This is a genomic window from Pseudomonas sp. R11F, assembly GCF_050312575.1.
Lineage (GTDB): Bacteria > Pseudomonadota > Gammaproteobacteria > Pseudomonadales > Pseudomonadaceae > Aquipseudomonas > Aquipseudomonas palleroniana.
This window is the reverse complement of the sequence record NZ_JBNPJU010000012.1, coordinates 1-23463: the sequence shown is the minus strand read 5'-3', so window position 1 is coordinate 23463 and position 23463 is coordinate 1. Positions and strand designations below refer to the sequence as shown.

The window sequence follows — 23463 nt, the reverse complement described above, 5'->3', positions numbered from 1 at the left end:
CATGAGTCTGGAGAACCTGTCATGCCAGAAGAGCTTCGGCGGCTGGCATAAACGCTACAAGCATCATTCCGATGTCCTCGGCTGCGACATGACGTTCGCGGTCTACCTGCCGCCGCAAGCGGAGCAGGGCGGCAAGCTGCCGGTGTTGTACTGGTTGTCCGGGCTGACCTGTACCGACGAGAACTTCATGCAGAAGGCCGGCGCCCAGCGCATGGCCGCCGAGCTGGGGTTGATCATCGTCGCGCCGGACACCAGCCCCCGTGGGCCGGGTGTGCCCGGTGACCCGGACAACGCCTGGGATTTCGGCCTGGGCGCAGGCTTCTACCTCAATGCCACCCAGGAACCGTGGGCCAAGCACTATCGGATGCATGACTACGTGGTGCAGGAATTGCCGGCGTTGGTTGAAGCACATTTCCCTGCATCGGATAAACGTGGCATCAGCGGTCACTCCATGGGCGGGCATGGCGCGTTGGTCTGCGCGTTGCGCAACCCAGGGCGTTACCTGTCGGTGTCAGCGTTTTCGCCGATCAGCAATCCGATGGATTGTCCTTGGGGGCAGAAGGCATTCTCGCGCTATCTGGGCGAGGAGCGCTCGAAATGGCGTGAATGGGATGCCAGCGTACTGATCAGTGAAGCGGCGCAAAAGCTGCCATTGCTGGTGGATCAGGGCGACCGCGACGATTTTCTCGCGGTGCAACTCAAGCCTGAGGCCCTGATACAGGCGGCGAAGGTGGCCAACCACCCACTGGAGTTGCGCCTGCAGCCCGGCTACGACCATAGCTACTTTTTCATCGCCAGCTTCATCGAAGACCATTTGCGACATCATGGTCGTGCTTTGCTCGGTTAATGTGAGGCAAAAGTAGGTAGAATCACGCCCTGAATTAAATCGGGGCGTTTTTTTATGCGTATTGGCCACGGCTACGATGTGCACCGTTTCGCCGAAGGCGATTTCATCACCCTGGGTGGCGTGCGGATCGCGCACCACCATGGGTTGCTGGCTCATTCCGACGGCGATGTCTTGCTGCATGCCTTGAGCGATGCGTTGCTGGGGGCTGCGGCGCTGGGTGACATCGGCAAGCATTTCCCGGACACCGACCCGACTTTCAAGGGCGCGGACAGCCGTGTCTTGTTGCGCCATGTGGTCGGCCTGATCCACGCCAAGGGCTGGAAGGTCGGCAATGTCGACAACACCATCGTGGCCCAGGCGCCGAAAATGGCCCCGCATATCGAATCGATGCGAGCGTTGATCGCCGCTGACCTGAACATTGAACTGGATCAAGTGAACGTGAAAGCCACCACCACCGAAAAACTCGGGTTTACCGGTCGTGAAGAAGGCATTGCGGTGCACTCCGTTGCGTTGTTGCTGCGCGCATGAACGACCTGCAATTGCTGGGCCCACGGGCCTATGGCGAGGCGTTGGGCCGCGCTGTACTGAAGGCGACGGCTGAAGACTTCCAGGTCGACGAAGTGCTGGATATCCCGCTGACGGGTGACGGCGAGCACCTGTGGTTATGGGTGGAAAAACGCGGCCTGAACACTGAGGAGGCGGCCCGACGCATTGCCAGGGCGGCTGGCGTGCCATTGCGCACCGTCAGTTATGCTGGCCTCAAGGACCGTCAGGCGTTGACTCGCCAGTGGTTCAGCGTGCAATTGCCGGGTAAGGCCGACCCGGATATGAGCGGTGCTGAAAACGACACCCTCAAGATTCTCAAGATGACCCGCCACAAGCGCAAGCTGCAGCGCGGCGCGCATTCGGCCAACGGCTTCACATTGCGCCTGACCCAACTGGAGGGCGATACCGCCGCCATCGATGCGCGCTTGCAGATGATCGCGTCGCATGGCATTCCCAACTACTTCGGTGCCCAGCGTTTCGGCCATAACGGCGGCAACGTGGTGGACGCCCGTGAGTGGGCGGCGCGCAAGGCCCTGCCGGAGCAGCGCAATGTGCGCTCGCGGCTGCTGTCCACGGCGCGCAGCTTCCTGTTCAACAAGGTGTTGGCTGCGCGTGTTGCGGACGGTTCCTGGCAGCGTGCCCAAGTGGGTGACCTGCTGGCGTTTACCGACAGTCGCAGTTTTTTTCCGGCGGGGGAGGCTGAATGCAGCGATCCGCGCCTGGCCATTCTGGACCTGCACCCGACCGGGCCGCAGTGGGGCGAGGGTGACTCGCCCGCCACGGGAGCGACCTTTGCCTTGGAGCAGGCGGTCGCCGCCGAGGAAGCCGATCTGCGTGACTGGCTGGTGAATGCCGGCATGAGCCAGGAACGTCGCATTCTGCGACTGCCCATTGGCGGGTTGACGTGGCATTATCCCGCACCTGACATTCTGCAATTGGAATTCGTCCTGCCGGCCGGATGCTTCGCCACTGTCTTGGTGCGCGAGCTTGTTGATCTGGTGCCGGTGGGGCCGACGGACAACCCATGCGTATTCTGATATCAAACGATGACGGTGCCACCGCACCCGGTCTTGCCGCGCTCTATGGTGCGCTGCAGGATTACGCCGAGTGCGTGGTGGTCGCCCCGGATCAGGACAAGAGCGGCGCCAGCAGTTCGCTGACGCTCGACCGTCCGCTGCACCCGCAGGTTCTGGCCAATGGCTTTATCAGCGTAAACGGTACTCCCACCGACTGCGTGCACCTGGCGATCAACAGTTTGTTGGATCAAGAGCCGGATCTCGTGGTATCGGGCATCAACCTCGGTGCAAACCTGGGGGATGACGTGCTGTATTCCGGCACCGTGGCGGCGGCCCTTGAGGGGCGTTTCCTCGGTCGGACTTCGTTCGCTTTTTCCTTTGCCTCGCGGCAACTGGATAACCTGTCGACCGCCGCCTACTTCGCACGCAAGCTGGTGGAGGCTCATGGGTCGCTGGAGTTGCCGCCGCGTACTGTGCTCAACGTCAACGTGCCCAATTTACCGCTCGATCATATTCGTGGCATCCAGCTCACCCGCCTGGGCCATCGCGCCCGTGCGGCGGCGCCCTTGAAGGTGGTCGATCCGCGTGGCAAGGAAGGGTACTGGATCGCTGCAGCCGGCGACGCCGAAGACGGTGGCCCCGGCACGGACTTTCATGCGGTGATGCAAGGTTATGTTTCGATTACCCCGTTGCAACTTGATCGCACCTTCAGTGATGCCTTCAGTAGCCTCGATGGCTGGCTTGAGGGGCTGCGTTGATGGCGCGTGAACAAGACGACCTGTTGCGCCGTGGCATCGGGATGACTTCCCAGCGTACCCGTGAGCGCTTGATCCAGCGCCTGTACGAAGAGGGCTTGTCCAATGCCCAGGTGCTGGAGGTGATCCGGCGTACGCCTCGGCATCTGTTTGTCGATGAAGCCCTGGCGCACCGTGCCTATGAAGATACCGCGTTGCCCATCGGCCACAACCAGACTATCTCCCAGCCCTATATGGTTGCGCGCATGAGCGAACTGTTGCTGGCGGCGGGGCCGTTGGACAAGGTGCTGGAGATCGGCACCGGTTCCGGCTACCAGACGGCGGTGCTGTCGCAGCTGGTGGAGCGGGTGTTCTCGGTGGAGCGCATCAAGGTGCTGCAGGACCGCGCGAAGGAACGCCTGGTGGAGTTGAACCTGCGCAATGTGGTGTTTCGCTGGGGCGATGGTTGGGAGGGCTGGCCGGCCCTGGCTCCGTATAACGGCATTATTGTCACGGCGGTGGCCACCGATGTGCCGCAAGCCTTGCTGGATCAACTGGCGCCGGGCGGGCGCCTGGTCATCCCCGTGGGTTCCGGCGAAGTGCAACAATTGATGCTCATTATCCGGGAAGACGAAGGCTTTTCTCGGCATGTCTTGGGTGCAGTGCGTTTTGTACCCTTGCTCAATGGCCCGCTGGCTTGATCATTTATTCGCGGGCAGTGAATTCTGTTGGCGGCGATGTGTCTTACGGCGGGGTCTATCGTGTCAACATGATCGGAAGCCGGAATTAAACAGGGTGGATTTTTCGTTTCATCCCCGTGCCGGTATCAATCCAATGCCCAGTTATACTTGCGTCATATTTCAGGCCTGGTACAGGCGTTAACGTTCAGCCACCACAAAGGGAGCGGCGGGTGAGTCTCACAGGTCTTGCGCAGCGTATGAGTAAAACAAGTTTTCAGCGACTGGTGCTTGGCCTTGTCTTGAGTTCCTTATTGGCGGGCTGTTCAAGCTCACCCTCAAGTGGCGCGCGGGTTGTCGATCGCAACGCCAGTTCAGTCCCGCAAAAGCCCATGGTTACCACCGGCCAGTATGTCGTGCGAAAGGGCGACACGCTGTTCTCGATCGCCTTTCGTTACGGTTGGGACTACAAAGCGCTCGCTGCGCGCAACAGTATTCCTGTGCCCTATACGATCCATCCGGGGCAGACCATTCGTTTCGATGGTCGCACCGGTTCCACGCCTACGACAGTTGTGACAAACACTGGATCTTCGCCATCGTCTTCGAGCAAAACCACCATCATCACGCGGCCTGCCGGTACCGCCGCGCCTTCGACGGCGAGCAAGCCGGCACCCGCGCCGTTGCCACCTGCGGGCCCTGCGCCAACGGGTTGGGGATGGCCCTCGAACGGTGTGTTGATTGGAAAATTCTCTTCAAACGGTAGTTTGAATAAAGGCATTGATATCGCCGGGGATTTGGGACAGCCTGTTTTAGCTGCGTCTGATGGGACAGTGGTGTACGCCGGGAGTGGTTTACGGGGCTACGGCGAGCTGGTCATCATCAAACACAGCGACACCTACGTCAGTGCCTACGGTCATAACCGCAGGTTGTTGGTTCGGGAGGGGCAGCAAGTCAAAGTCGGACAGACAATTGCCGAAATGGGATCAACTGGCACAGACCGGGTGAAACTGCACTTTGAGATTCGCCGTCAAGGGAAGCCTGTAGATCCGCTGCAATTCCTGCCCCGTCGTTGATGTGTTGCACAGCCTGTTCCCTCACGTAGAAGGAACAGGCTCCAGCGTTGCCAAGGATAAAGGCGTCGCTTGAGCTTGAGGTCGAACTCACCAAAGGACTATAACAATGGCTCTCAGTAAAGAAGCGCCGGAGTTTGACATCGACGATGAGGTTCTCCTTGAAATGGAGATTCTCACCGAGAAGGAATCATCGATGTCGAATCATGAAGGAAACGCACCACCTTCAGTTCGCACCAAATCCAAGAACTCCACAGCGTTAAAGCAACACAAGTACATTGACTACACGCGGGCGCTCGATGCGACCCAGCTGTACCTCAATGAAATCGGCTTTTCCCCTCTGTTGACTCCCGATGAAGAAGTCCATTTTGCGCGCTTGTCGCAAAAGGGTGATCCGGCTGGGCGTAAGCGCATGATTGAAAGCAACCTGCGCCTGGTGGTGAAAATCGCCCGACGCTACGTCAATCGTGGCCTTTCCCTGCTGGATCTGATCGAGGAAGGCAACCTGGGCTTGATCCGGGCAGTGGAGAAGTTCGACCCGGAGCGGGGTTTCCGCTTCTCCACCTACGCCACCTGGTGGATTCGCCAGACCATCGAACGGGCGATCATGAATCAGACCCGCACGATCCGTTTGCCGATCCATGTGGTCAAGGAGCTCAACGTCTACCTGCGGGCGGCGCGTGAGCTGACACAAAAACTCGATCATGAACCTTCGCCTGAAGAAATCGCCAACCTGCTGGAAAAACCGGTAGGGGAGGTCAAGCGTATGCTCGGCCTGAACGAGCGCGTGTCTTCGGTCGATGTCTCGCTGGGTCCGGATTCGGATAAAACCCTGCTGGACACCCTGACGGATGATCGTCCGACGGATCCTTGTGAGCTGTTGCAGGACGATGATCTTTCCCAAAGCATTGACCAGTGGCTGTCGGAGCTTACGGACAAGCAGCGTGAGGTGGTGATTCGCCGCTTCGGCCTGCGTGGCCACGAGAGCAGCACCCTGGAGGATGTAGGCCTGGAAATTGGCCTGACCCGTGAGCGGGTGCGGCAGATCCAGGTGGAGGGGCTCAAGCGCTTGCGTGAGATCCTTGAGAAGAATGGCTTGTCGAGTGAGTCGTTGTTTCAATAACGCCGTAGCTTGCATGTGAGAGGGGGCTTGCTCCCGATAACGGTAGATCGGTCACTGGATGCATTGACTGAGGCGCCGCTATCGGGAGCAAGCCCCCTTGCGCATTTTTGTGCCTGGCATAAAGGGTGGTAAGACCAAATCCCAGGCATAAAAAAACCCCGCTATTAAAAGCGGGGTTTTTTCGACTAAGTCAGTACAAGTTAGATAACTTGAACTTCTTCAGCTTGCATGCCTTTCTGACCGCGGGTAGCGATGAAAGAAACCTGTTGGCCTTCTTTCAGGCTTTTGAAGCCGTCGGACTGGATAGCTTTGAAGTGTACGAACAGGTCGTCACCGGATTGTGGAGTGATGAAGCCGAAGCCTTTTTCATCGTTGAACCACTTAACGGTACCAGTTTGGCGATTAGACATGGTGTATCTCCTTGGACAAAGTTAACTGCGACTCAGGAAAAGCCCTGGCCGAGACTGAGTGCAAAGAGCAGGAAAAATTCTTGGAGATGGTTGGATCGAAATTCAACATATCGTGTAGAGATTCTCAGTGACACAAGCAACACAGTGGCGCCACCTTAACCCTTTTTCCGGAACGTGCCAATGATATTTCCGTAGGTTTCTCTATTTTCGTGACTGGCGGTGGTATTTACCGTCACCAACGGCGCCAACCCGAGGCCCGGCCCCGCTGGCGGCGGCTTTATACAGGCTTGCAGGTAAGCGCAGGCATCATCAAGAAAAGCCCCACGCCCTTTGAACCCTAAGGCTGGCCCCGGTAAGATGCCCCACAGAATTTCTCCACCTCGTTATTTCAGGACACCCGCCATGAGCATCAAATCGGACAAGTGGATTCGCCGCATGGCGCAAGAGCACGGCATGATCGAGCCCTTCGTAGAGCGCCAGATGCGTGGCGAAGGCGCCGAACGCCTGATCTCGTACGGGGTTTCCAGCTACGGCTACGACGTGCGTTGCGCTGACGAATTCAAGGTGTTCACCAACATCAATTCGGCGACCGTCGATCCGAAAAACTTCGACGAGAAAAGCTTCGTCGACATCAAGAGCGACGTGTGCATCATCCCGCCGAACTCCTTCGCCCTGGCGCGCACCGTGGAGTTCTTCCGCATCCCACGCGACGTGTTGACCATCTGCCTGGGCAAAAGCACCTACGCCCGCTGCGGCATCATCGTCAACGTGACGCCGCTTGAGCCTGAGTGGGAAGGGCACGTCACCCTGGAGTTCTCCAACACCACCACCTTGCCGGCGAAGATCTACGCCAACGAAGGCGTGGCGCAGATGCTGTTCCTGCAATCCGACGAGGCCTGCGAAGTGTCTTACAAGGACCGTGGGGGCAAGTATCAGGGCCAGCGTGGCGTTACTCTCCCACGCGCTTGATCGAAAGCTCTTACACGTAAAGGGAATTAGTCCGCGGGAAGTGACTCTATTAGGTGTACAGCCTCGGCGTGTGTAAAACGCGCCGGGCCATGCTTGAGGAGTGCTTTATGAAGATCGACCCGCGAATCAGCGCCGAACTTGCCCGGCTGGAACCCAACCAGATTGGCGTTCTGGCCTGGTCCCTGATGGCCGACCCTGCTTATGCGGGCGGTATCCCTGGCCAACCTGATCCAGACTCTCCGCAGCCTGATGAGCCGAATGAGCCGGCTGGCGTTCCACCTCACGATGAGCCGCCACCTGTGCCGGTGGCATGAGCCGGGTGGCCAGTTCTCAGCGAACTGGCCATACGCCCTGATCCGCTACGACAAAGATCTGCTCATCGTCACTCGGCGAAACCGGATAGCCGCCGGTAAAAGCGCCAAACGCCGGCAGCAGGCTGATCCGCCTGCCAATCTGGAAGCACGCCAGGCGCAGACTTTGCCGGCCCTTGCCGCGCAAGCGATACACCGGGTGCACGTGCCCCGCCAATACATGGTGGCTGGCATGGGCGTCCGGTTCGTGCTGCAGGGCAAACGGACCCATCAGCAGCGGCTCCCCTACCACCTCTATGCGCAGGTCGGCCGGCGGGTCGCCCGCGCGCTTATCGTGATTGCCGCGAATCAAGGTCAGGCTCAGCTCGCGATGGCGTTCACGCCAGGCCCTGAGTACGCCCAGCGTGCTGCTGGCGTGTGAACCGGGCCCATGCAGGAAATCTCCCAGAAAGATCACCTGTTCACAGGCAAAGGCTGCCAGCAGTTGGTCCAGCTTCTTCAGGTTTTCTTGGGTGGTGCCTTGTGGCACCGGCTGGCCGAGGCTGCGATAAGCCGACGCCTTGCCGAAATGCGCATCGGCAATCAACAGGCAGCGGCGCGCAGGCCAGTAGATCGCTTTGTCAGCTAGCAGCCACAATTCTTGTTTCTCAAGGGTTATCGAGCAAACCATCAGCGCTTCCCGTTATCGGCGACCTTTTCCAGATCCTTGACCATCCGCGCAATACGCTCCGAGAGTTTTTCCGAACTCATGCTTTCGCGCATGCGTTCAACCAGCAGGGGAAAGGCCAGTGGTGTCGGCCGTTCTATACGGTGCAGCTCCAGTTGCAGTGCGGACAAATGCAGCAACGTGTCCTCCAGCCGGCGAATATCCAACTCATCACGCAGGACTTCTTCGCCGGCCTGGCTTAGCAGCAGGTTCTGCGGGTCATATTGCTTGAACACTTCGAAGAACAAGCCACTGGAGGCCTGCACCTGGCGCGTGCTTTTTGGCGCACCAGGATAGCCGGCGAATACCAGTCCGGCGATGCGTGCGATCTCGCGAAAGCGGCGCAGGGCCAGTTCCCCGGCGTTCAGGCTGGCCGCCACATCCGCCAGCAGGTTTTGCGGGCTCAGCAATGCGGGGCAGAGCAAACCTGGCCAGTCCAGAGGCGTGGCACTCAACAGTTCCAGCCCATAATCATTGACCGCAATCGAGAACGTCACCGGTTGCTGTTGGCTGACCCGCCACGCCAGCAGGCTCGCCAAGCCCAAATGCACTTGGCGCCCGGCAAAGGGATAGAGAAACAGGTGCCAGCCTTCCCGCGACTTCAACGCCTCTGCCAGCAGGTGATTGCGTGTGGGCAGGCCCGACCAGCGCAGCTGGGTTTGCAACAAGGGTTGTACCGCTTGCATTTCCGGCCCGTCGAAATGCCCGTGCGCCGCCGCATCAAAACGCTCGATCACCGCCTGGGCCAGTTCATTGGAAAGCGGCATGCGCCCGCCATTCCAGCGCGGTACCGCAGCTTTTTTGGCGGTGCTGCGCTTGACATAGGCGGTCATGTTTTCCACGCGCACCAACTCCAACAGCCGCCCGGCAAACAGGAAGCCATCCCCCGGTTTGAGCCGAGCAATAAAACCCTCTTCCACGCTGCCCAGGTGCTTGCCGCCGCCGCCTTTGCTCCAGAACTTCAACTGGATGCTCGCGTCACTGACGATGGTGCCTACGCTCATGCGATGCCTCCGCGCCAGGCGCGCGTCGGGAACGCGCCAGATGCCGTGCTCATCCGGCTCCACCCGGCGGTAATCCGGATACGCCGTCAGCGACAGCCCGCCATGGCGCACAAAGCCCAAGGCCCAGGCCCAATCCTCATCGGTGAGGTTGCGGTAAGCCCAGGCTCCCTGTACTTCGGCCAACAAGGCCTGCGGGGTAAAGCCGCCGCCCAGGGCCATGCTCACCAAATGTTGTACTAGCACGTCCAAAGGCTTTTCAGGCGATTGGCGCGCTTCGATGCGTCGCTGGGCGATTGCGTCCTGGGCGGCGGCGGCTTCCACCAGCTCCAGGCTATGGGTGGGCACCAGCGTCACCCGCGATGGGCGGCCGGGCGCGTGGCCGGAACGTCCGGCGCGCTGCATCAGGCGCGCCACGCCTTTGGCCGAACCGATTTGCAGCACACGCTCCACCGGCAGGAAGTCCACGCCCAGATCCAGGCTGGAGGTGCAGACCACTGCCTTGAGCTGGCCGTCTTTCAAGGCTCGCTCGACCCAGTCGCGGGTCTCCCGGGACAGTGAGCCGTGATGCAGGGCAATCACACCGGCCCAGTCCGGGCGGGCGTCCAGCAGCGCCTGATACCAGATCTCCGACTGTGCCCGCGTATTGGTAAACACCAGGCAACTGCTGCTGGCGTCGACTTCGGCGACCACTTGCGGGAGCATTTTCAGGCCGATATGCCCGGCCCAGGGAAAGCGCTCGGCGATGGGGGGCAACAGGGTGTCGATTTTCAGTAGCTTGGCCGTTTGCCCCTGCACATTGATCCCGTCGCCGTGTGGGACCAACACCTCAAGCGCGTGGGCCTGGTTCCCCAAGGTGGCGGAGATGCCCCACACCATTAATTCCGGATGCCAGCGGCGCAACCGCGCCAGCGCCAGTTGCAACTGCACGCCGCGCTTGTTGCCGATCAGTTCATGCCATTCATCCACCACCACCATGCGCAAGTGCGCCAGGCTCGTTTCGCTGTCGGCGCGGGCGAGCATCAGGGTCAGGCTTTCCGGGGTGGTCACCAGCGCGGTGGGCTGACGTCGGGTCTGGCGAGCGCGCTCGCTGCTGCTGGTATCGCCGGTACGCAGGCCGACACTCCAGGGAATCTGCAAGGCCGCAAGCGGCGCTTCCAGGGCGCGTGCCGTATCGGCGGCCAATGCGCGCATCGGCGTGATCCAGAGGACGGTCAGCGGCGGTGCCGGCACTTTGCGTTTACCCGTCGCGGGCGGGCGCGTGCCGGCGAAGCGATTGAGCGCGGCAAACCACAACGCATAGGTTTTACCGGCGCCGGTGCTGGCGTGCAGCAAACCCGATTGGCCGGCCTTGACGGCAGCCCATACGTCTTTCTGGAAGGTGAACGGCTTCCAGCCCTGGGTGGCAAACCATGTCTTGGCGAAGTCGAGGGGTTTTGCCATGGGGCAGGTGCTCTGGAGGCTCTAAGTCAAAGACCCTCCAGGCGCCCCAAAGGTTTACTTCAAGTTGCCACTCAAGAACTGCTGCAGGCGTTCGCTCTTCGGGTTGCCCAACACGTCTTCCGGCGCACCTTGCTCTTCCACCAGGCCCTTGTGCAGAAACAACACCTGGCTCGACACCTTGCGCGCAAAACTCATCTCGTGGGTCACCATGATCATGGTGCGACCTTCTTCGGCCAGGCCCTGAATCACCTTCAACACCTCACCGACCAGTTCCGGGTCGAGGGCCGAAGTCGGTTCGTCGAACAACATCACCTCAGGCTCCATGGCCAGGGCGCGGGCGATGGCCACTCGTTGCTGCTGGCCGCCGGACAGGAACGCCGGGTACTGGTCGGCCACACGTGCCGGCAAGCCCACCTTGTCCAGGTAGCGACGGGCGCGGTCTTCGGCGTCCTTCTTGCTGCAGCCCAGCACCCGGCGCGGGGCCATGGTGATGTTTTCCAGCACGCTCATGTGACTCCACAGATTGAAGTGTTGGAACACCATCGCCAGGCGCGTGCGCAAGCGTTGCAGTTCGGCGTCATCGGCCACGCGCATGCCGTGGCGGTCGCTGACCATGCGGATCTGTTGACCATCCAGGGTCATGGCCCCGTCATTGGGCGTCTCCAGGAAGTTGATGCAGCGTAAAAAGGTACTTTTGCCGGAGCCGCTGGCGCCGATCAGGCTGATCACGTCGCCGGTCTTGGCCTTGAGCGAAACACCTTTGAGCACTTCATTGTCGCCATAGCTTTTATGCAGGCCTTCAACAGTCAATTTGTACATGGAGCGTGCATCCTCAAGGCGAAAGTAGGTAGCCACTGCGGTAGGCCTCAATGCCGGCGACATGGCTGATCACCATCCCGGCAGTGGCCATCCGCCGTAGCGAACGGGCGTAAAGCAGGCCGGCGTTTTTACAATGCACGGGTGTTACGCGGTCGGTAATGGGGTCGATGATTTCGGCGATCAGTTGCCCGGCTTCCAGGTACTCACCGGGCAGGGCGCTGAACACCAGCAGGCCGCCGACCGGCGTGGCCACAGGCTCTACACCTGCCAGCGGAGTGGCCGGGTAGGGCAGTTCGGGCAGTGGCGCGATGTCACCTTCAATCGCACCGAAGTGAATCAAGTAGTCGATGATCGCCTGGCAGTCGAGGGCCGCGAGGCCGTGATTGACGTCGCCCTGGCCACGCAACTCGACGGTCACCGAGAAGCTGCCCATGGGAATCGGGAAGCGCTCGCCAAAACGTTGCTGCAACTGCCACCAGACCAGGGTGAAACACTCATCGAACGACTGCCCACCGGAATCGGTGGCGAGCAGGTTGGCCTCCGAGCCGAGATAGCGCGCCAACGGCTCCACCTGCGGCCAGGCTTGCGGGGTGGTGTACAGGTGCGCCACGGCTTCGAAATCGCAATGCAGGTCGAGCACCATGTCGGCATCGCAGGCCAGGCGTTGCAGCACCAGGCGTTGGCAGTGCAATTGGGTGTCGGCTGTTTGCGCGGCGAGGGCGCCGCGCAGCGCGGTGCGGATCAGCTCGAGGTTGTGCTGTGGGTCATCCCCGAGCCGCTCCTCGATCTGGTTGCCCACTTCGTCACTGAGGTCGACAAACCGGCGGTTGAAGTTCTGCCCGCTTTCCAGTTCGTAGCGACCCAGGGGCGTGTCCATCAGCACCTGTTCCAGGCCCGCCGGGTTGGCAATGGGTACCAGCACGATCTCACTGCGCAGGCGGCCGGCCGCTTCCAGTTGCCCCAGGCGCGCCTTGAGGTGCCAGGCCACCAGCATGCCCGGCAGCTCATCGGCGTGCAGCGATGACTGGATGTAGATCTTGCCTTCAGCCTGTTCCGGGCCGAAGTGAAAACTGTGAATCTGCCGCGCCGTGCCTGGCACCGGTGCGATCAGATCATGTACCTGATGTCGCATGACTGCTCCTACACATGAAAAGCGGCTTAATGGCTGGGGCCCAGGAAGGCCAGCCAACGGCGCTCCGCCAGACGAAACAGACCCACCAGGGCAAAGGTCACAGTCAAGTAGATCAGTGCAGCGATACCGAATGATTGAAAGGTCATGTAGGTGGCCGAGTTGGCATCCCGGGCCACCTTGAGAATGTCGGGCACCGTTGCAGTGAAGGCCACCGTGGTCGAGTGCAGCATCAGGATCACTTCATTGCTGTAATACGGCAACGAACGACGCAGGGCCGAGGGCATGATCACGTAGGCATATAGCTTCCAGCCGGTAAGGCCGTAGGCTTTGGCGGCTTCGACTTCGCCATGGGCCATGCTGCGGATCGCTCCGGCGAAAATCTCGGTGGTGTAGGCGCACGTGTTGAGGGCGAAGGCGAGGATGGTGCAGTTCATCGCATCGCGAAAAAATGCATCCAGTACCGGCTGCGCGCGCACGGCCGCGATGCTGTAGATGCCGGTGTAGCAAATCAGCAACTGGATATACAGCGGCGTGCCGCGGAACAGGTAGGTGTAGAACTGCACCGGCCAGCGCACCCAGCGCTTGGATGATACGCGGGCGATGGACAGCGGGATCGACACCAGAAAACCGAAGACCAGCGACAGGCTCAGCAACCACATCGTCATCGCGAGCCCGGTGATGTGCTGGCCGTCGCTGTACAGGAAGGGCCGCCAGTATTGCTGCAGAAGTTCGATCATCGCACGGCCTCCCGGGACCCAGCGGAGTAGCGACGTTCAAGCCGACGCAGGACGAAGTTGGAAGCGCTGGTGATCAGCAGGTAGATCAACGCGGCAAGCACCAGGAAATAGAACAGTTGATAGGTACTCTTGCCGGCATCCTGGGCCGCCTTGACCAGGTCCGCCAGGCCAATGATGGAGACCAGCGCGGTGGCCTTGAGCATCACCATCCAGTTATTGCCGATGCCCGGCAGGGCAAAGCGCATCATCTGCGGGAAGGTCACGTAGCGAAACCGTTGCCCGCGCTTGAGGCCATAAGCGGTAGCCGCTTCCAACTGCCCACGGGGCACGGCGAGGATGGCGCCGCGAAAGGTCTCGGTAAAATAGGCACCGTAGATGAAGCCCAGGGTAATGACCCCGGCGCTGAATGGGTCGATCTCGATGTAGTCCCATTCCATGAAGTCGGTAAAGCCGGTCAGCCAGATTTGCAGGCTGTAGAAAATCAGCAGCATCAGCACCAGGTCGGGCACGCCGCGAATCAGGGTGGTGTAGAGCTGGGCGGGAATGCGCAACAGGCGCACGCTGGACAATTTGGCGCTGGCGCCGAGCAGGCCCAGCAGGACACTGACGGCCAGGGAGGCGACCGACAGTTTCACGGTCATCCACGTACCTTGCAGCAACAGCGGGCCGAACCCCTTCAAACTGAAGGCACTGAGCCCCAGGGTTTGTAAAAGATCTTCAAACATGAATTCAGGACCTATGGCGATAAAAAAGCGCCCACCTGAAAACGGTGGGCGCCAGGGTGTTATTTACCGCTGTACAGGTTCAGATCGCCGAAGTGTTTCTTCTGGATGGTGGCGTAGGTGCCATCATCGTGTAACGCTTTGATACCTTTATCGAGAAGCGCCTTCAGCTCTTTGTTACCTTTTTTGATACCGACCGCAGTTTTAGACGGCAGCAATGGGTCGTCGATAGGCTTGCTGACTTCGTAGCCAGCGCCCGCCGGCGACTTCAGGAAGCCCAGTTCGGCTTGCAGCATGTCTTGCACCGAAGCGTCGAGACGCCCGGAGGTCAGGTCGGCGTAGACCTGGTCCTGGTTGGCGTAGGCTTTGGTGGTCACACCGGCTTTATCCAGTACGGCCTTGGCGTAGGCTTCCTGGATGGTGCCTTGCTCGTAGCCTACGGATTTGCCCTTGAGGGATTCAGGCGTGGAGAAGTTCGCGCCTTTCTTGAACACCAGCGAGGTCGGGCCGGAGAACAGTTCGCTGGAGAAATCGATCGCCTTTTCACGGGCTTCAGTCACGGTCATGGAGGAAATCACGCCATCGAACTTGTTGGCGTTGAGGCCTGGAATCATGCCGTCGAAGTCACTTTCCACCCACTTGCACTTCACTTTCAGCTCGGCGCAGATCGCATTGCCCAGGTCGATATCGAAGCCCACCAGGCTGCCGTCGGCGGCCTTGGACTCGAATGGTGCGTAGGACGGATCGACACCAAAACGCAATTCCTTGTATTCCTTGGCCAGCGCGGTACCAGCAGCCATGCACAGAGCCAGTGCAGAAAGGGTCAGCAATGCTTTTTTCATTATGTATTCCCTGGAAACCAAGATAAGCGCTTGTGGCGCGTTTAGGACTGTTACTGAACGGTGTCAGACGGATCACAAGTAGCAATTTCTGCACCATAGTTCCGGATGATCGGTTTAAAAGGTGGGATAAGGGAGTTGTGAGTGTAGGATATGCCCGAAAATGGGCATTGAATTTTCAATGCACCATCTTGGAACGCATGCGGTTGGAAATACCTGTCAGCTCAGCAAGTCTTGCAGGATGACCAGGGTGTCAGCCTCGTCCACCGACTTATCCTGCCGCCACCGCAACATCCGTGGAAAACGCACCGCGATGCCACTCTTGTGCCGTTTGGACAAGGCGATCCCCTCAAACCCCAGCTCAAACACCATGCTCGGCGTCACGCTGCTGACGGGACCGAATTTTTCCACCGTAGTTTTGCGCACGATCGCATCGACTTTGCGCATTTCTTCGTCGGTCAGCCCCGAATAAGCCTTGGCGAATGGCACCAATGTGCGTTCCGTGCCCGGCGGGCCGTCCCACACCGCAAAGGTGTAGTCGCTGTACAGGCTGGCGCGCCGTCCGTGGCCGCGCTGGGCATAGATCAACACCGCGTCGACGCTGAAGGGGTCGACTTTCCATTTCCACCACACGCCCATGTCCTTGGTGCGACCCACGCCGTACAGGCCATCACGCGCCTTGAGCATCATGCCCTCCACGCCGAGGCGGCGAGAATCTTCGCGTTGCTCGGCCAACTGCGCCCAATCAGTGGCCGTCAGCAAGGGCGAGGGCAACAGCACGGGGCTGTTGCACTGAGCAATGACCTGCTCAAGCTGGCTGCGCCGCTCGGCCTGGATGTGGTTGCGCCAGTCGTGGCCCTGGTATTCCAGCAGGTCGTAAGCCAGCACGGCGACGGGCGCGTCCTCAAGGACTTTTTTGCTCAGGGTTTTGCGGCCGATACGCTGTTGCAGCAGGGCGAAGGGTTGCACCGTGTCCTTCCACACCACGATTTCGCCGTCGATCACCGTGCCATCCGGCAGGCTACCGGCCAGGCTGTGTAGCTCGGGAAAGCGCTCGGTGACCAGTTCTTCGCCGCGTGACCAGATCCATAACCGACCCTCGCGCTTGACCAACTGCGCGCGGATACCGTCCCACTTCCACTCCACCTGCCAGTCGCTGGGTGCGCCAAGCATTGCGTCGAATTGCTCGAGCGGTTGCGTCAACCCGTGGGCGAGAAAGAATGGATAAGGCTGCCCGCCGCGTTGCGCATGTTCGTCGGATGATTCGGCGGCGATCAGCTTGAGGTAGCCTTCGGCGGTCGGTCGGTTGGACAAGTCGGTGTAGCCCACCAGGCGCTGGGCCACGCGTTTACTGTCCAGGCCGGCCATGGCGGCGAGGGCCCGGGTGACCAGCAACTTGGAGACGCCGACACGAAAGCTGCCGGTGATCAACTTGATGCAGACCATCAAGCTCGGTTGATCCAGTTGCGCCCACAACGCGGGCAGGCGCTCGGTCAGTTCCTGCGGCGACAGGCCGCGCAGAGGCAGGAGCTTGTCTTCAAGCCACGTCGCCAGGCCATCCTCCGAGGTGTAGGCGGATTCCGGTAATAGCAAGGACACCGTCTCGGCCAGATCGCCCACCGACTGGTAGCTTTCTTCGAATAACCAGGGCTCGATCCCCGATGCTTGCGTGGCCATGTCCCGTAGCAGGCGTGTGGGTACCAGTTGCCGTGGCCGGCCGCCGGATAAAAAGTACACGGCCCAGGCGGCGTCTGCCGGCGATGCCTGTACAAAATAGGCTTGCAGCGCCGCGAGCTTGGCGTTGCTGGAGGTCGTGGCGTCGAGGTTGGCGTACAGCTCGGCAAAGGCTTTCATGCCGTGGCCTCTTCTTCGTCATCGCCATATTCGGTAGTGAAACCCTGGGCATCCAGGCCTTTTTCCCTCAGGTGGCGCACCAATACGTCGACGGAGCCGTGGGTGACCATCACCCGTTCGGCACCGGTTTGCTCGATGGCCCACAGCAGGCCCGGCCAGTCGGCGTGGTCCGACAATACAAAACCCCGATCGACGCCGCGCCGCCGCCGGGTACCGCGCAGGCGCATCCAGCCGCTGGCGAATGCATCGCTGTAGTCGCCGAAGCGGCGTATCCAACTGCTGCCACCTGCGGAGGGCGGAGCGATAATCAGGGCCTGACGCAACAGCGGGTCGGTCTTGTTGAAATCACCGGCATACAGGGTTTCAGGAATATAAATGCCGGCCTCGCGATACACCCGGTTCAACGGCTCGACCGCGCCGTGGCTGAGGATGGGGCCGATACTGGCGTCGATGCCATGCAGAATGCGCTGGGCCTTGCCGAAGGAGTAACAGAACAGCACGCTGGCCTTGCCTTGCGCGATATTCCCCTGCCACCAGTGGTTGATCCCGGTAAAAATCTGCGCCTGTGGCTGCCAGCGGTAGATCGGCAATCCAAAGGTCGATTCGGTGATGAAGGTATGGCAACGCACTGGCTCGAACGGCGCACAGGTGCCATCGGGCTCGACCTTGTAGTCGCCGGACGCCACCCAGACTTCGCCCTGGTATTCCAGGCGCACCTGGGCAGAGCCGAGCACATGACCGGCCGGGTGGAAACTCAAGGTTACGCCGTGGTGCACCAGTGGCTCGCCGTAGGCCAGGGTTTGCAGGTTGATGTCCTGGCCCAGCCGCGAACGCAGGATGCCTTCGCCGGGTGCGGCCGCCAGATAATGCTGGTTACCGGTGCGGGCGTGGTCGCCGTGGGCGTGGGTGATCACGCAGCGCTCCACCGGGCGCCAAGGGTCGATGTAGAAGTCTCCGGCGGGGCAGTAAAGACCCTCGGGGCGAGCGATGACAAGGTCCATGGGCGTGCCGGGGGAGATGGGCTTATCAGGTAGGAGGCGGCCGGGACGTGAGAAGTTCGATTATTGTAGTGAGCGGGCTTGCCCCGCGCTGGGGGGCGTAGCCGCCCTAAACTCAGACACCACGGTCTTTCTGAAACACCGCAGCGTCCTTGTTGGGGCGGCTGCGCCGCCCAGCGCGGGGCGAGCCCGCTCACTACCTATTTGGCGGGGGTGAGGGTCAGGCGGGTCTTGCCGTAGGCCTTGTCAAAGTTCTGCGGTTGCATCGGGAAGCTCAGGTATTGCGCCTTGAGCGACGCGTCGATGCCATTGGCATAGTTCGGGCTGGCCGGGTTGCCGGACTGGCCGATGCCGCCTTGACCCATCATCGGTTCCGCCTGGCCGAAGTCGACGATCATGCGCAGCGCCGGCACCTGGGTGGTGTTGAAGTCCTGCCCCCAGCTGTACGGCGCCGGGTTCAAGGTGTTGTGGTCGCCACCACTGGCCAGCGGGCCGCGAATCACTTGGCCTTGGGTGTTTTTCCAGGTGGTGCTGTGCAACTTGCCCCATTGCCAGGCTTTGTGATCGCCACCCAGCAGGCTGTCGCCGGCGCTGATCGCAGCGGCGAGGCTGCGGGCGAGAATGGCCGGTTTATCTTCTTTTTGCGACGTGCGCGTGTCATCCCAGAACGGGCTGTCTTCGCGGCCCAGCAAGTGGTCGGCCGTGGCGGAGTAAGACAGGCCGGCGTTGCTGACGAAGGCTTTCCAGGTGGCGCTGTTTTCCGGGCCGAGCTTGTCGAGGAAGATCTGCTTGGCGCTTTCCTGCAGGAACAGTTCATAGATCGCCGCGTCGGCGGAGCTGGACGTGAGGTGCCCATCGAAGGCCATCAGGCGATCCAGCGCTTCGCGTGCCTTGGCCCGCTCGGCGACGGGTAGCGCGTCAATGGCCTGCTTCAGCGGCTGGGCCACGCCCGGTGCCTGGAACAGGGTCTTGAGCTTGGCGGCAAAGGTGGTGGTCTGGTCGTACTGCATGGCGATCATGCTGCGGCTGTCATGCTTGCCGGCGTTGGCCAGTTGCGCCAGGCGCTCGCTGCGTTCCGGTGCATCCCACGAATTGGACAATTGCATGCCGTAGCCGCGCGGCGCGGTGCGCTGGTTGGCCGTGCCGATCCAGCCTTGAGGCGGGTCCTGGTCATAGGGGTGCAGCATCGCATCGGCGTAGCCGTCCCAGTCAAAACGCGCATCCCAGCCCGGTGAAGGCAGCAAGCCTTCGCCTTCGCGACGGTTGGGGAAGCGGCCGGTCACTTGCCAGCCGATGTTGCTGGCGTCGGCGAAGATCATGTTCAGCGCAATGGCGCGGATTTCCCGGGTGGCGTCCGAGGCCTTGCCGGCGTTCTGCGCGCGGGACAGGTCGAAGAATGCGTCCAGGCTCTTGTCGTCCTTGAGGTCGGCGGTTTGCAGGGCCAGCCCGAAACCGCTGGTCAGCGCCTGGCTGCTGTTGAGCAGGGCACCGTGACGCGTTTCATACACCACTTCGCGAATCGGCCGCTGACCCTTGGCGAAGAAGGTTTCGTTGCGCACGCCTGCCGGCAGCCATTTGCCGTTGCTCTCGTAGTACAACGCGCTGCCTTGGCGTTTGACCTTTTCCAGGAACAGGTCCTGGGTGTCGCCTTTCACCGCGCTCATGCTCCATGCGACTTTGCCGTTGAAGCCGGACAGCAGCGTCGGCAGGCCGGCAATCGAGGCGCCGACGGCCTGGTATTTCGGCGCACGGATCTGCACGTAGCTCCACGCCGAGGGAGCTTGCGGCTGGGCCGCCAGGTCGCCGGCCAGCAGACTTTTACCGCTGCGGCTGCGCTGGGGGCCAATCGCCCAGTTATTGGAGGTGGTGACGCCCAGTGCATTGAGGCTGCCCAACTGCTGGCTGACCGCATCCAGGCCGGCGAGGCCGGTGATCTGGCTCAGGTTCAGCCCCTTGAGTTTCTCGGCTTCTGCCGTCGGGATCGCCTCATCCGGCGCGCTTGGAATGAGCCAGGCGAGTTTGTCGACGCCGACTTTTTGCGCCAGCACCAGGGACGACAGTTCTTCCTGCAGGTTGCTCGACTCGCTGAAATTCAGCAGGCAGAACAACAGCGCCGAGTCCTCCGGCTTCCAGTACTCGGGCTTGTAACCCGTCTGGGCCAGGTCCGGCGGCAGCTTGTCGCGGTAGCGGAACAGGTAGGCGTTGACGCCGCGGGCATACACTTCGAAGAAGCGCTTCAGGCGCGGCGATGAGGCGTTGTACAGCTCACCGGCGCTTTTTTTCAGGTTGACCGCACGCATGAAGCGGTCGACATCCAGCACTTCAGGGCCGGACATTTCCGCCAGTCGGCCCTGGGCCAGCAGGCGCAACGTGACCATTTGCGTGATGCGGTCGCCGGCGTGCACGTAGCCCAGGCTGAACAGCGCGTCATGAAAGGTGTTGCTCTCGATCAGCGGCATGCCTTGGGCATTGCGGCGTACCGACACATTCTGCGCGAGCCCCTTGATCGGCTGCACACCGGCGACCGGCGGCAGCGTGTCCTGGGTGCTCTGGAGTTGGCAACCGGCCAGGCTTAATGCACTGGCCACTGCCGCGGCAACGCCGAACCGGGGAAGAAAATGTGAGAAGGCTGGCGAGGCCATGGCAAAGCTCCTGCGGGGGGTAGCGTCAGTAAAGGCGCTACGTTAGTGAGCGCGGCGAAACGACGCAAGCGGGAGTTTTGGTAAAGCATGAGATCTTGAAACTGTTGGAGGGGGCAAGCCCGCTCACTACAGATGATGTGTTCTACATCCCACCATTAGGGCAGGCCCCCTCCCGCATGAAATCAGGGCTGGGGCGGGTTGACCTTTTGCACCAGTTCATAGGCCCGAACCGTCGCCGGCCGCGCCTTGATGGTGTTGAACCAGCGCTGCACGTGGGGGAAGTCTTCCAGGCGCTGGCTCTGCCGCTGGTAGGAAGCGATCCACGGATAGATCGCCATGTCGGCAATGCTGTAGTCCTCGCCGGCCACAAAAGCTCGGTCGGCCAGGCGCCGGTCCAGCACGCCATAGAGGCGGGCGGTTTCATCGACATAACGCTTGATCGCATAGGGAATCTTCTCGGCTGCGAACTGGCTGAAATGATGATTCTGCCCTGCCATCGGCCCGAGTCCGCCCATTTGCCAGAACAACCACTGCAAGGTTTCCTGACGGCCACGTAGCTCACGGGGAATGAACTGGCCGGTTTTTTCCGCGAGGTACAGCAGGATGGCGCCCGATTCAAACAGCGAAAGCGGCGCGCCACCGTCGGTCGGGGTGTGATCGACGATGGCGGGGATACGGTTGTTGGGAGCGATCTTCAGGAAGTCCGGCTTGAACTGCTCGCCCTGGCCGATGTTGATCGGGTGCACCGTGTAGGGCAGGCCGGCTTCTTCCAGGAACAACGAGACTTTGTGGCCGTTGGGGGTAGTCCAGTAATACAGGTCGATCATGAAGCTCTCCAAAAAGTGGTGATGCTTGAGCGAATGCCTGTAGGTATAGGTAACGTTCGGTGTACGAAAACTCAATGAAACATTTGCGCATATCCTTAGAGACTTTTCACACTGCGCTGTCCACCAACACTTGCAACGACCGCTGCGAACAGCGCTCGATGCGCGCCTGCACGCCATACACCTCGGCGAACATCAGTGGGTCCAACACCTGATCCGCTGCGCCGCTGGCGTATAACCGACCCTGGCGGAGCACGGCGATATGGTCGGCGAAGCGTGCGGCAAGGTTGACGTCGTGCAGCACCACCACCGCGATCAACTGGTGTTCGCGCACCAGCCCACGCACGCAGTCCATGACTTTCAATTGGTAGTTGAGGTCGAGGGCGCTGGTGGGTTCGTCGAGCAACATGACCTGGGGGCGACGGGCGATGAGCTGGGCGAGGCTGACCAATTGGCGCTGGCCGCCGGACAACGTGCTCAACCACTGATCGGCCAAATGCGCGATACCGATGCGCCGTAGCGCCTCGAAAGCCTCGCGCAGGCAGGCTTCGCTGGACAGGGGAATGCCGTCCACACGCGCCACGCGCAGGGCTGCGATCACGCTTTCCATCACGCTGAGGCTCAGGCCCGGTGGCAGGTTTTGCGGCATGTAGGTCACCCGGCGGGCGCGCTCGCCCACGGACATGGCCGACAGGTCGAGGTCGCCCAGGCGTACGACACCGTGCATCTTTTCCAGCCCGGCCACGGCCCGCAGCAATGTCGATTTGCCCGCACCGTTGGGGCCGATCAAGGCGGTCAGGCTGCCGTGGGGCAAGGTGGGCAAACTGAGGTCATGCACAATCTGCCGACGCCCGTAGCTGACATTGGCGTGCTGTACGGTTAAACCTTCACTCATAGCTGCCTCCCGCGCTTGAACACCAACACCACGAAAATCGGCACACCCACCAGGGCGGTGACGATGCCCACCGGCACGATCACGCCGGGCATGAGCCATTTGCTGGCGATCGACGACAGCGACAGCAGCAAGGCGCCGGTCAGGGCGCTGGCGGGCAGCAGGAAGCGCTGGTCTTCGCCGACCAGAATCCGTGCGATATGCGGGCCGACCAGGCCGATAAAGCCGATGGTGCCGACAAACGCCACGGCGGTGGCCGACAGCAGGCTGATGCGCAGCAGCGAGAAAAATCGCAGGCGTTTCACGTCCACGCCGAAGCTTTGTGCACGGTCTTCGCCCATGCGCAGCAGGGTCAGACGCGCAGCGGCGGCGAAGGAGAACGGCAACATCAGCGCCACCACCAGTGCCAGGATGCCGAGTTTGTCCCAGTTGGCCCGGGTCACGCTGCCCAGGGTCCAGAACACCAGTTGTTGCAGCACGTCTTCGGTGGCGACAAGCTGCAGCAAGGCCACCACGGCGTTACAACTGAACACCAGCGCGATGCCGAACAACACCAGGCTTTCAACACCGGCCCCGCGCAGGCGTGACATGGCTTGCAGCAGAAAAACCGAGGCGGCGGCGAAGATAAAGGCCGAGATGGAAATCGCCGTATTGGCCGACACCCACACCGTGGTCACCGGAAACACGATGACCAACGATGCTCCCAGCGCCGCCGCCGAGGACACGCCCAGGGTAAATGGGCTGGCCAGCGGGTTGTTCAGGATGGCCTGCATCTCGGCTCCGGCCAGGGACAACGCGCAACCGACCAGTACCGCCATCAGTGCGTAGGGCAGGCGCACGTTCCAGATGATCACTTGGTCGGTGGCGCTCAAGTGGGACGGGTGCAGGATGCCATCCAGCAGGGCCAGCAGGCCCATACCCGACGGACCGCTCGCCAAGTCCACCAGAATCGCGCAGGCCAGCGCCGTACCGAGCAGCGCCAACAGCCAGGCGCGCCGTGCCAGCAGACGGCGATAGCCATGAGTGGCGCTGGCGAGGTCAAGGGTTTGAGTGGTCATGGGGCTCACACACTATTGAACATGATGAAAGTCCAACGGTGGGAGGGGGCTTGCGCCCGATGGCGGTGTGTCAGTGAACGAGTCTTTGGCTGA

23 protein-coding genes are annotated in these 23463 nt (G+C 61.1%); 9 read left to right on the top strand and 14 right to left on the bottom strand.

Annotated features, from left to right (window positions below):
- The first annotated feature begins 1 nt into the window (after nucleotide 1).
- The 7 genes from fghA (at nucleotide 2) to rpoS (ending at nucleotide 6013) form a co-directional block, all read left to right on the top strand.
- Nucleotides 2-847: an S-formylglutathione hydrolase gene (gene fghA / locus ACQRBV_RS02645; RefSeq protein ID WP_060754056.1), complete on the top strand. Its 846-nt coding sequence runs from the start codon at nucleotides 2-4 to the stop codon at nucleotides 845-847.
- A gap of 54 nt (nucleotides 848-901) precedes the next feature.
- Nucleotides 902-1375 (top strand): 2-C-methyl-D-erythritol 2,4-cyclodiphosphate synthase, encoded by a 474-nt coding sequence (ispF, locus tag ACQRBV_RS02640; RefSeq protein ID WP_060754057.1) that lies wholly within the window; start codon nucleotides 902-904, stop codon nucleotides 1373-1375.
- Nucleotides 1372-2430, top strand: a complete 1059-nt coding sequence (gene truD, locus ACQRBV_RS02635; protein ID WP_104995714.1) for a tRNA pseudouridine(13) synthase TruD — start codon at nucleotides 1372-1374, stop codon at nucleotides 2428-2430. The genes ispF and truD overlap by 4 nt, the downstream gene beginning before the upstream one ends.
- Nucleotides 2418-3167, top strand: coding sequence for a 5'/3'-nucleotidase SurE (surE, locus tag ACQRBV_RS02630; protein ID WP_060754059.1), 750 nt, complete (start codon nucleotides 2418-2420; stop codon nucleotides 3165-3167). The genes truD and surE overlap by 13 nt, the downstream gene beginning before the upstream one ends.
- A gap of 41 nt (nucleotides 3168-3208) precedes the next feature.
- Entirely contained in the window at nucleotides 3209-3844 is a 636-nt protein-coding gene (locus ACQRBV_RS02625) for a protein-L-isoaspartate(D-aspartate) O-methyltransferase (RefSeq protein ID WP_169850588.1), read from the top strand.
- A 209-nt stretch (nucleotides 3845-4053) separates the two neighbouring features.
- Entirely contained in the window at nucleotides 4054-4893 is an 840-nt protein-coding gene (locus ACQRBV_RS02620) for a peptidoglycan DD-metalloendopeptidase family protein (RefSeq protein WP_060754060.1), read from the top strand.
- Nucleotides 4894-4999: 106 nt separating this feature from the next.
- The gene (rpoS, locus tag ACQRBV_RS02615) at nucleotides 5000-6013 is read left to right on the top strand and encodes an RNA polymerase sigma factor RpoS (RefSeq protein WP_060754061.1); all 1014 of its coding nucleotides are present in this window, start codon (nucleotides 5000-5002) and stop codon (nucleotides 6011-6013) included.
- Nucleotides 6014-6213: 200 nt separating this feature from the next.
- Here rpoS and ACQRBV_RS02610 read toward each other — a convergent pair whose 3' ends face one another.
- Complete coding sequence (locus tag ACQRBV_RS02610) at nucleotides 6214-6423, bottom strand: cold-shock protein (protein WP_002554837.1); 210 nt, start codon at nucleotides 6421-6423, stop codon at nucleotides 6214-6216.
- Between the two features lie 402 nt (nucleotides 6424-6825).
- Between ACQRBV_RS02610 and dcd the strand changes: the two genes are divergently transcribed.
- Both dcd and ACQRBV_RS02600 read left to right on the top strand, forming a co-directional pair.
- On the top strand, nucleotides 6826-7392 hold the full coding sequence (dcd, locus tag ACQRBV_RS02605) for a dCTP deaminase (protein ID WP_016973172.1): 567 nt from the start codon (nucleotides 6826-6828) through the stop codon (nucleotides 7390-7392).
- Between the two features lie 107 nt (nucleotides 7393-7499).
- The gene (locus ACQRBV_RS02600) at nucleotides 7500-7706 is read left to right on the top strand and encodes a hypothetical protein (protein ID WP_060754062.1); all 207 of its coding nucleotides are present in this window, start codon (nucleotides 7500-7502) and stop codon (nucleotides 7704-7706) included.
- A 16-nt stretch (nucleotides 7707-7722) separates the two neighbouring features.
- Here ACQRBV_RS02600 and pdeM read toward each other — a convergent pair whose 3' ends face one another.
- The 13 genes from pdeM to ACQRBV_RS02535 form a co-directional block, all read right to left on the bottom strand.
- Nucleotides 7723-8373 carry a ligase-associated DNA damage response endonuclease PdeM gene (gene pdeM / locus ACQRBV_RS02595; protein ID WP_411984435.1) on the bottom strand — a complete coding sequence of 217 codons (651 nt, stop codon included), beginning with the start codon at nucleotides 8371-8373 and terminating at the stop codon, nucleotides 7723-7725.
- Nucleotides 8373-10853, bottom strand: a complete 2481-nt coding sequence (locus ACQRBV_RS02590) for a ligase-associated DNA damage response DEXH box helicase (protein ID WP_244384106.1) — start codon at nucleotides 10851-10853, stop codon at nucleotides 8373-8375. Before ACQRBV_RS02590 ends, pdeM begins: the two co-directional genes overlap by 1 nt.
- Before the next feature lie 54 nt (nucleotides 10854-10907).
- Nucleotides 10908-11672, bottom strand: coding sequence for an ABC transporter ATP-binding protein (locus ACQRBV_RS02585; protein ID WP_060754065.1), 765 nt, complete (start codon nucleotides 11670-11672; stop codon nucleotides 10908-10910).
- A gap of 13 nt (nucleotides 11673-11685) precedes the next feature.
- Nucleotides 11686-12804: a succinylglutamate desuccinylase/aspartoacylase family protein gene (locus ACQRBV_RS02580; RefSeq protein ID WP_161549842.1), complete on the bottom strand. Its 1119-nt coding sequence runs from the start codon at nucleotides 12802-12804 to the stop codon at nucleotides 11686-11688.
- A 26-nt stretch (nucleotides 12805-12830) separates the two neighbouring features.
- Entirely contained in the window at nucleotides 12831-13541 is a 711-nt protein-coding gene (locus ACQRBV_RS02575; protein WP_060754067.1) for an ABC transporter permease, read from the bottom strand.
- Nucleotides 13538-14266, bottom strand: coding sequence for an ABC transporter permease (locus tag ACQRBV_RS02570; RefSeq protein WP_060754068.1), 729 nt, complete (start codon nucleotides 14264-14266; stop codon nucleotides 13538-13540). Before ACQRBV_RS02570 ends, ACQRBV_RS02575 begins: the two co-directional genes overlap by 4 nt.
- 59 nt (nucleotides 14267-14325) lie before the next feature.
- Entirely contained in the window at nucleotides 14326-15105 is a 780-nt protein-coding gene (locus ACQRBV_RS02565) for a transporter substrate-binding domain-containing protein (protein WP_060754069.1), read from the bottom strand.
- Nucleotides 15106-15321: 216 nt separating this feature from the next.
- Complete coding sequence (locus ACQRBV_RS02560) at nucleotides 15322-16956, bottom strand: ATP-dependent DNA ligase (RefSeq protein ID WP_411984436.1); 1635 nt, start codon at nucleotides 16954-16956, stop codon at nucleotides 15322-15324.
- Entirely contained in the window at nucleotides 16953-17957 is a 1005-nt protein-coding gene (locus ACQRBV_RS02555) for a ligase-associated DNA damage response exonuclease (protein WP_411984437.1), read from the bottom strand. Before ACQRBV_RS02555 ends, ACQRBV_RS02560 begins: the two co-directional genes overlap by 4 nt.
- A gap of 197 nt (nucleotides 17958-18154) precedes the next feature.
- Nucleotides 18155-20596, bottom strand: a complete 2442-nt coding sequence (locus ACQRBV_RS02550; protein ID WP_411984438.1) for a penicillin acylase family protein — start codon at nucleotides 20594-20596, stop codon at nucleotides 18155-18157.
- A gap of 182 nt (nucleotides 20597-20778) precedes the next feature.
- Nucleotides 20779-21423 carry a glutathione binding-like protein gene (locus ACQRBV_RS02545; protein ID WP_411984439.1) on the bottom strand — a complete coding sequence of 215 codons (645 nt, stop codon included), beginning with the start codon at nucleotides 21421-21423 and terminating at the stop codon, nucleotides 20779-20781.
- A 106-nt stretch (nucleotides 21424-21529) separates the two neighbouring features.
- On the bottom strand, nucleotides 21530-22315 hold the full coding sequence (locus ACQRBV_RS02540; protein ID WP_411984440.1) for an ABC transporter ATP-binding protein: 786 nt from the start codon (nucleotides 22313-22315) through the stop codon (nucleotides 21530-21532).
- Nucleotides 22312-23370 (bottom strand): FecCD family ABC transporter permease, encoded by a 1059-nt coding sequence (locus tag ACQRBV_RS02535; RefSeq protein ID WP_411984441.1) that lies wholly within the window; start codon nucleotides 23368-23370, stop codon nucleotides 22312-22314. The genes ACQRBV_RS02540 and ACQRBV_RS02535 overlap by 4 nt, the downstream gene beginning before the upstream one ends.
- Nucleotides 23371-23463 lie beyond the last annotated feature (93 nt).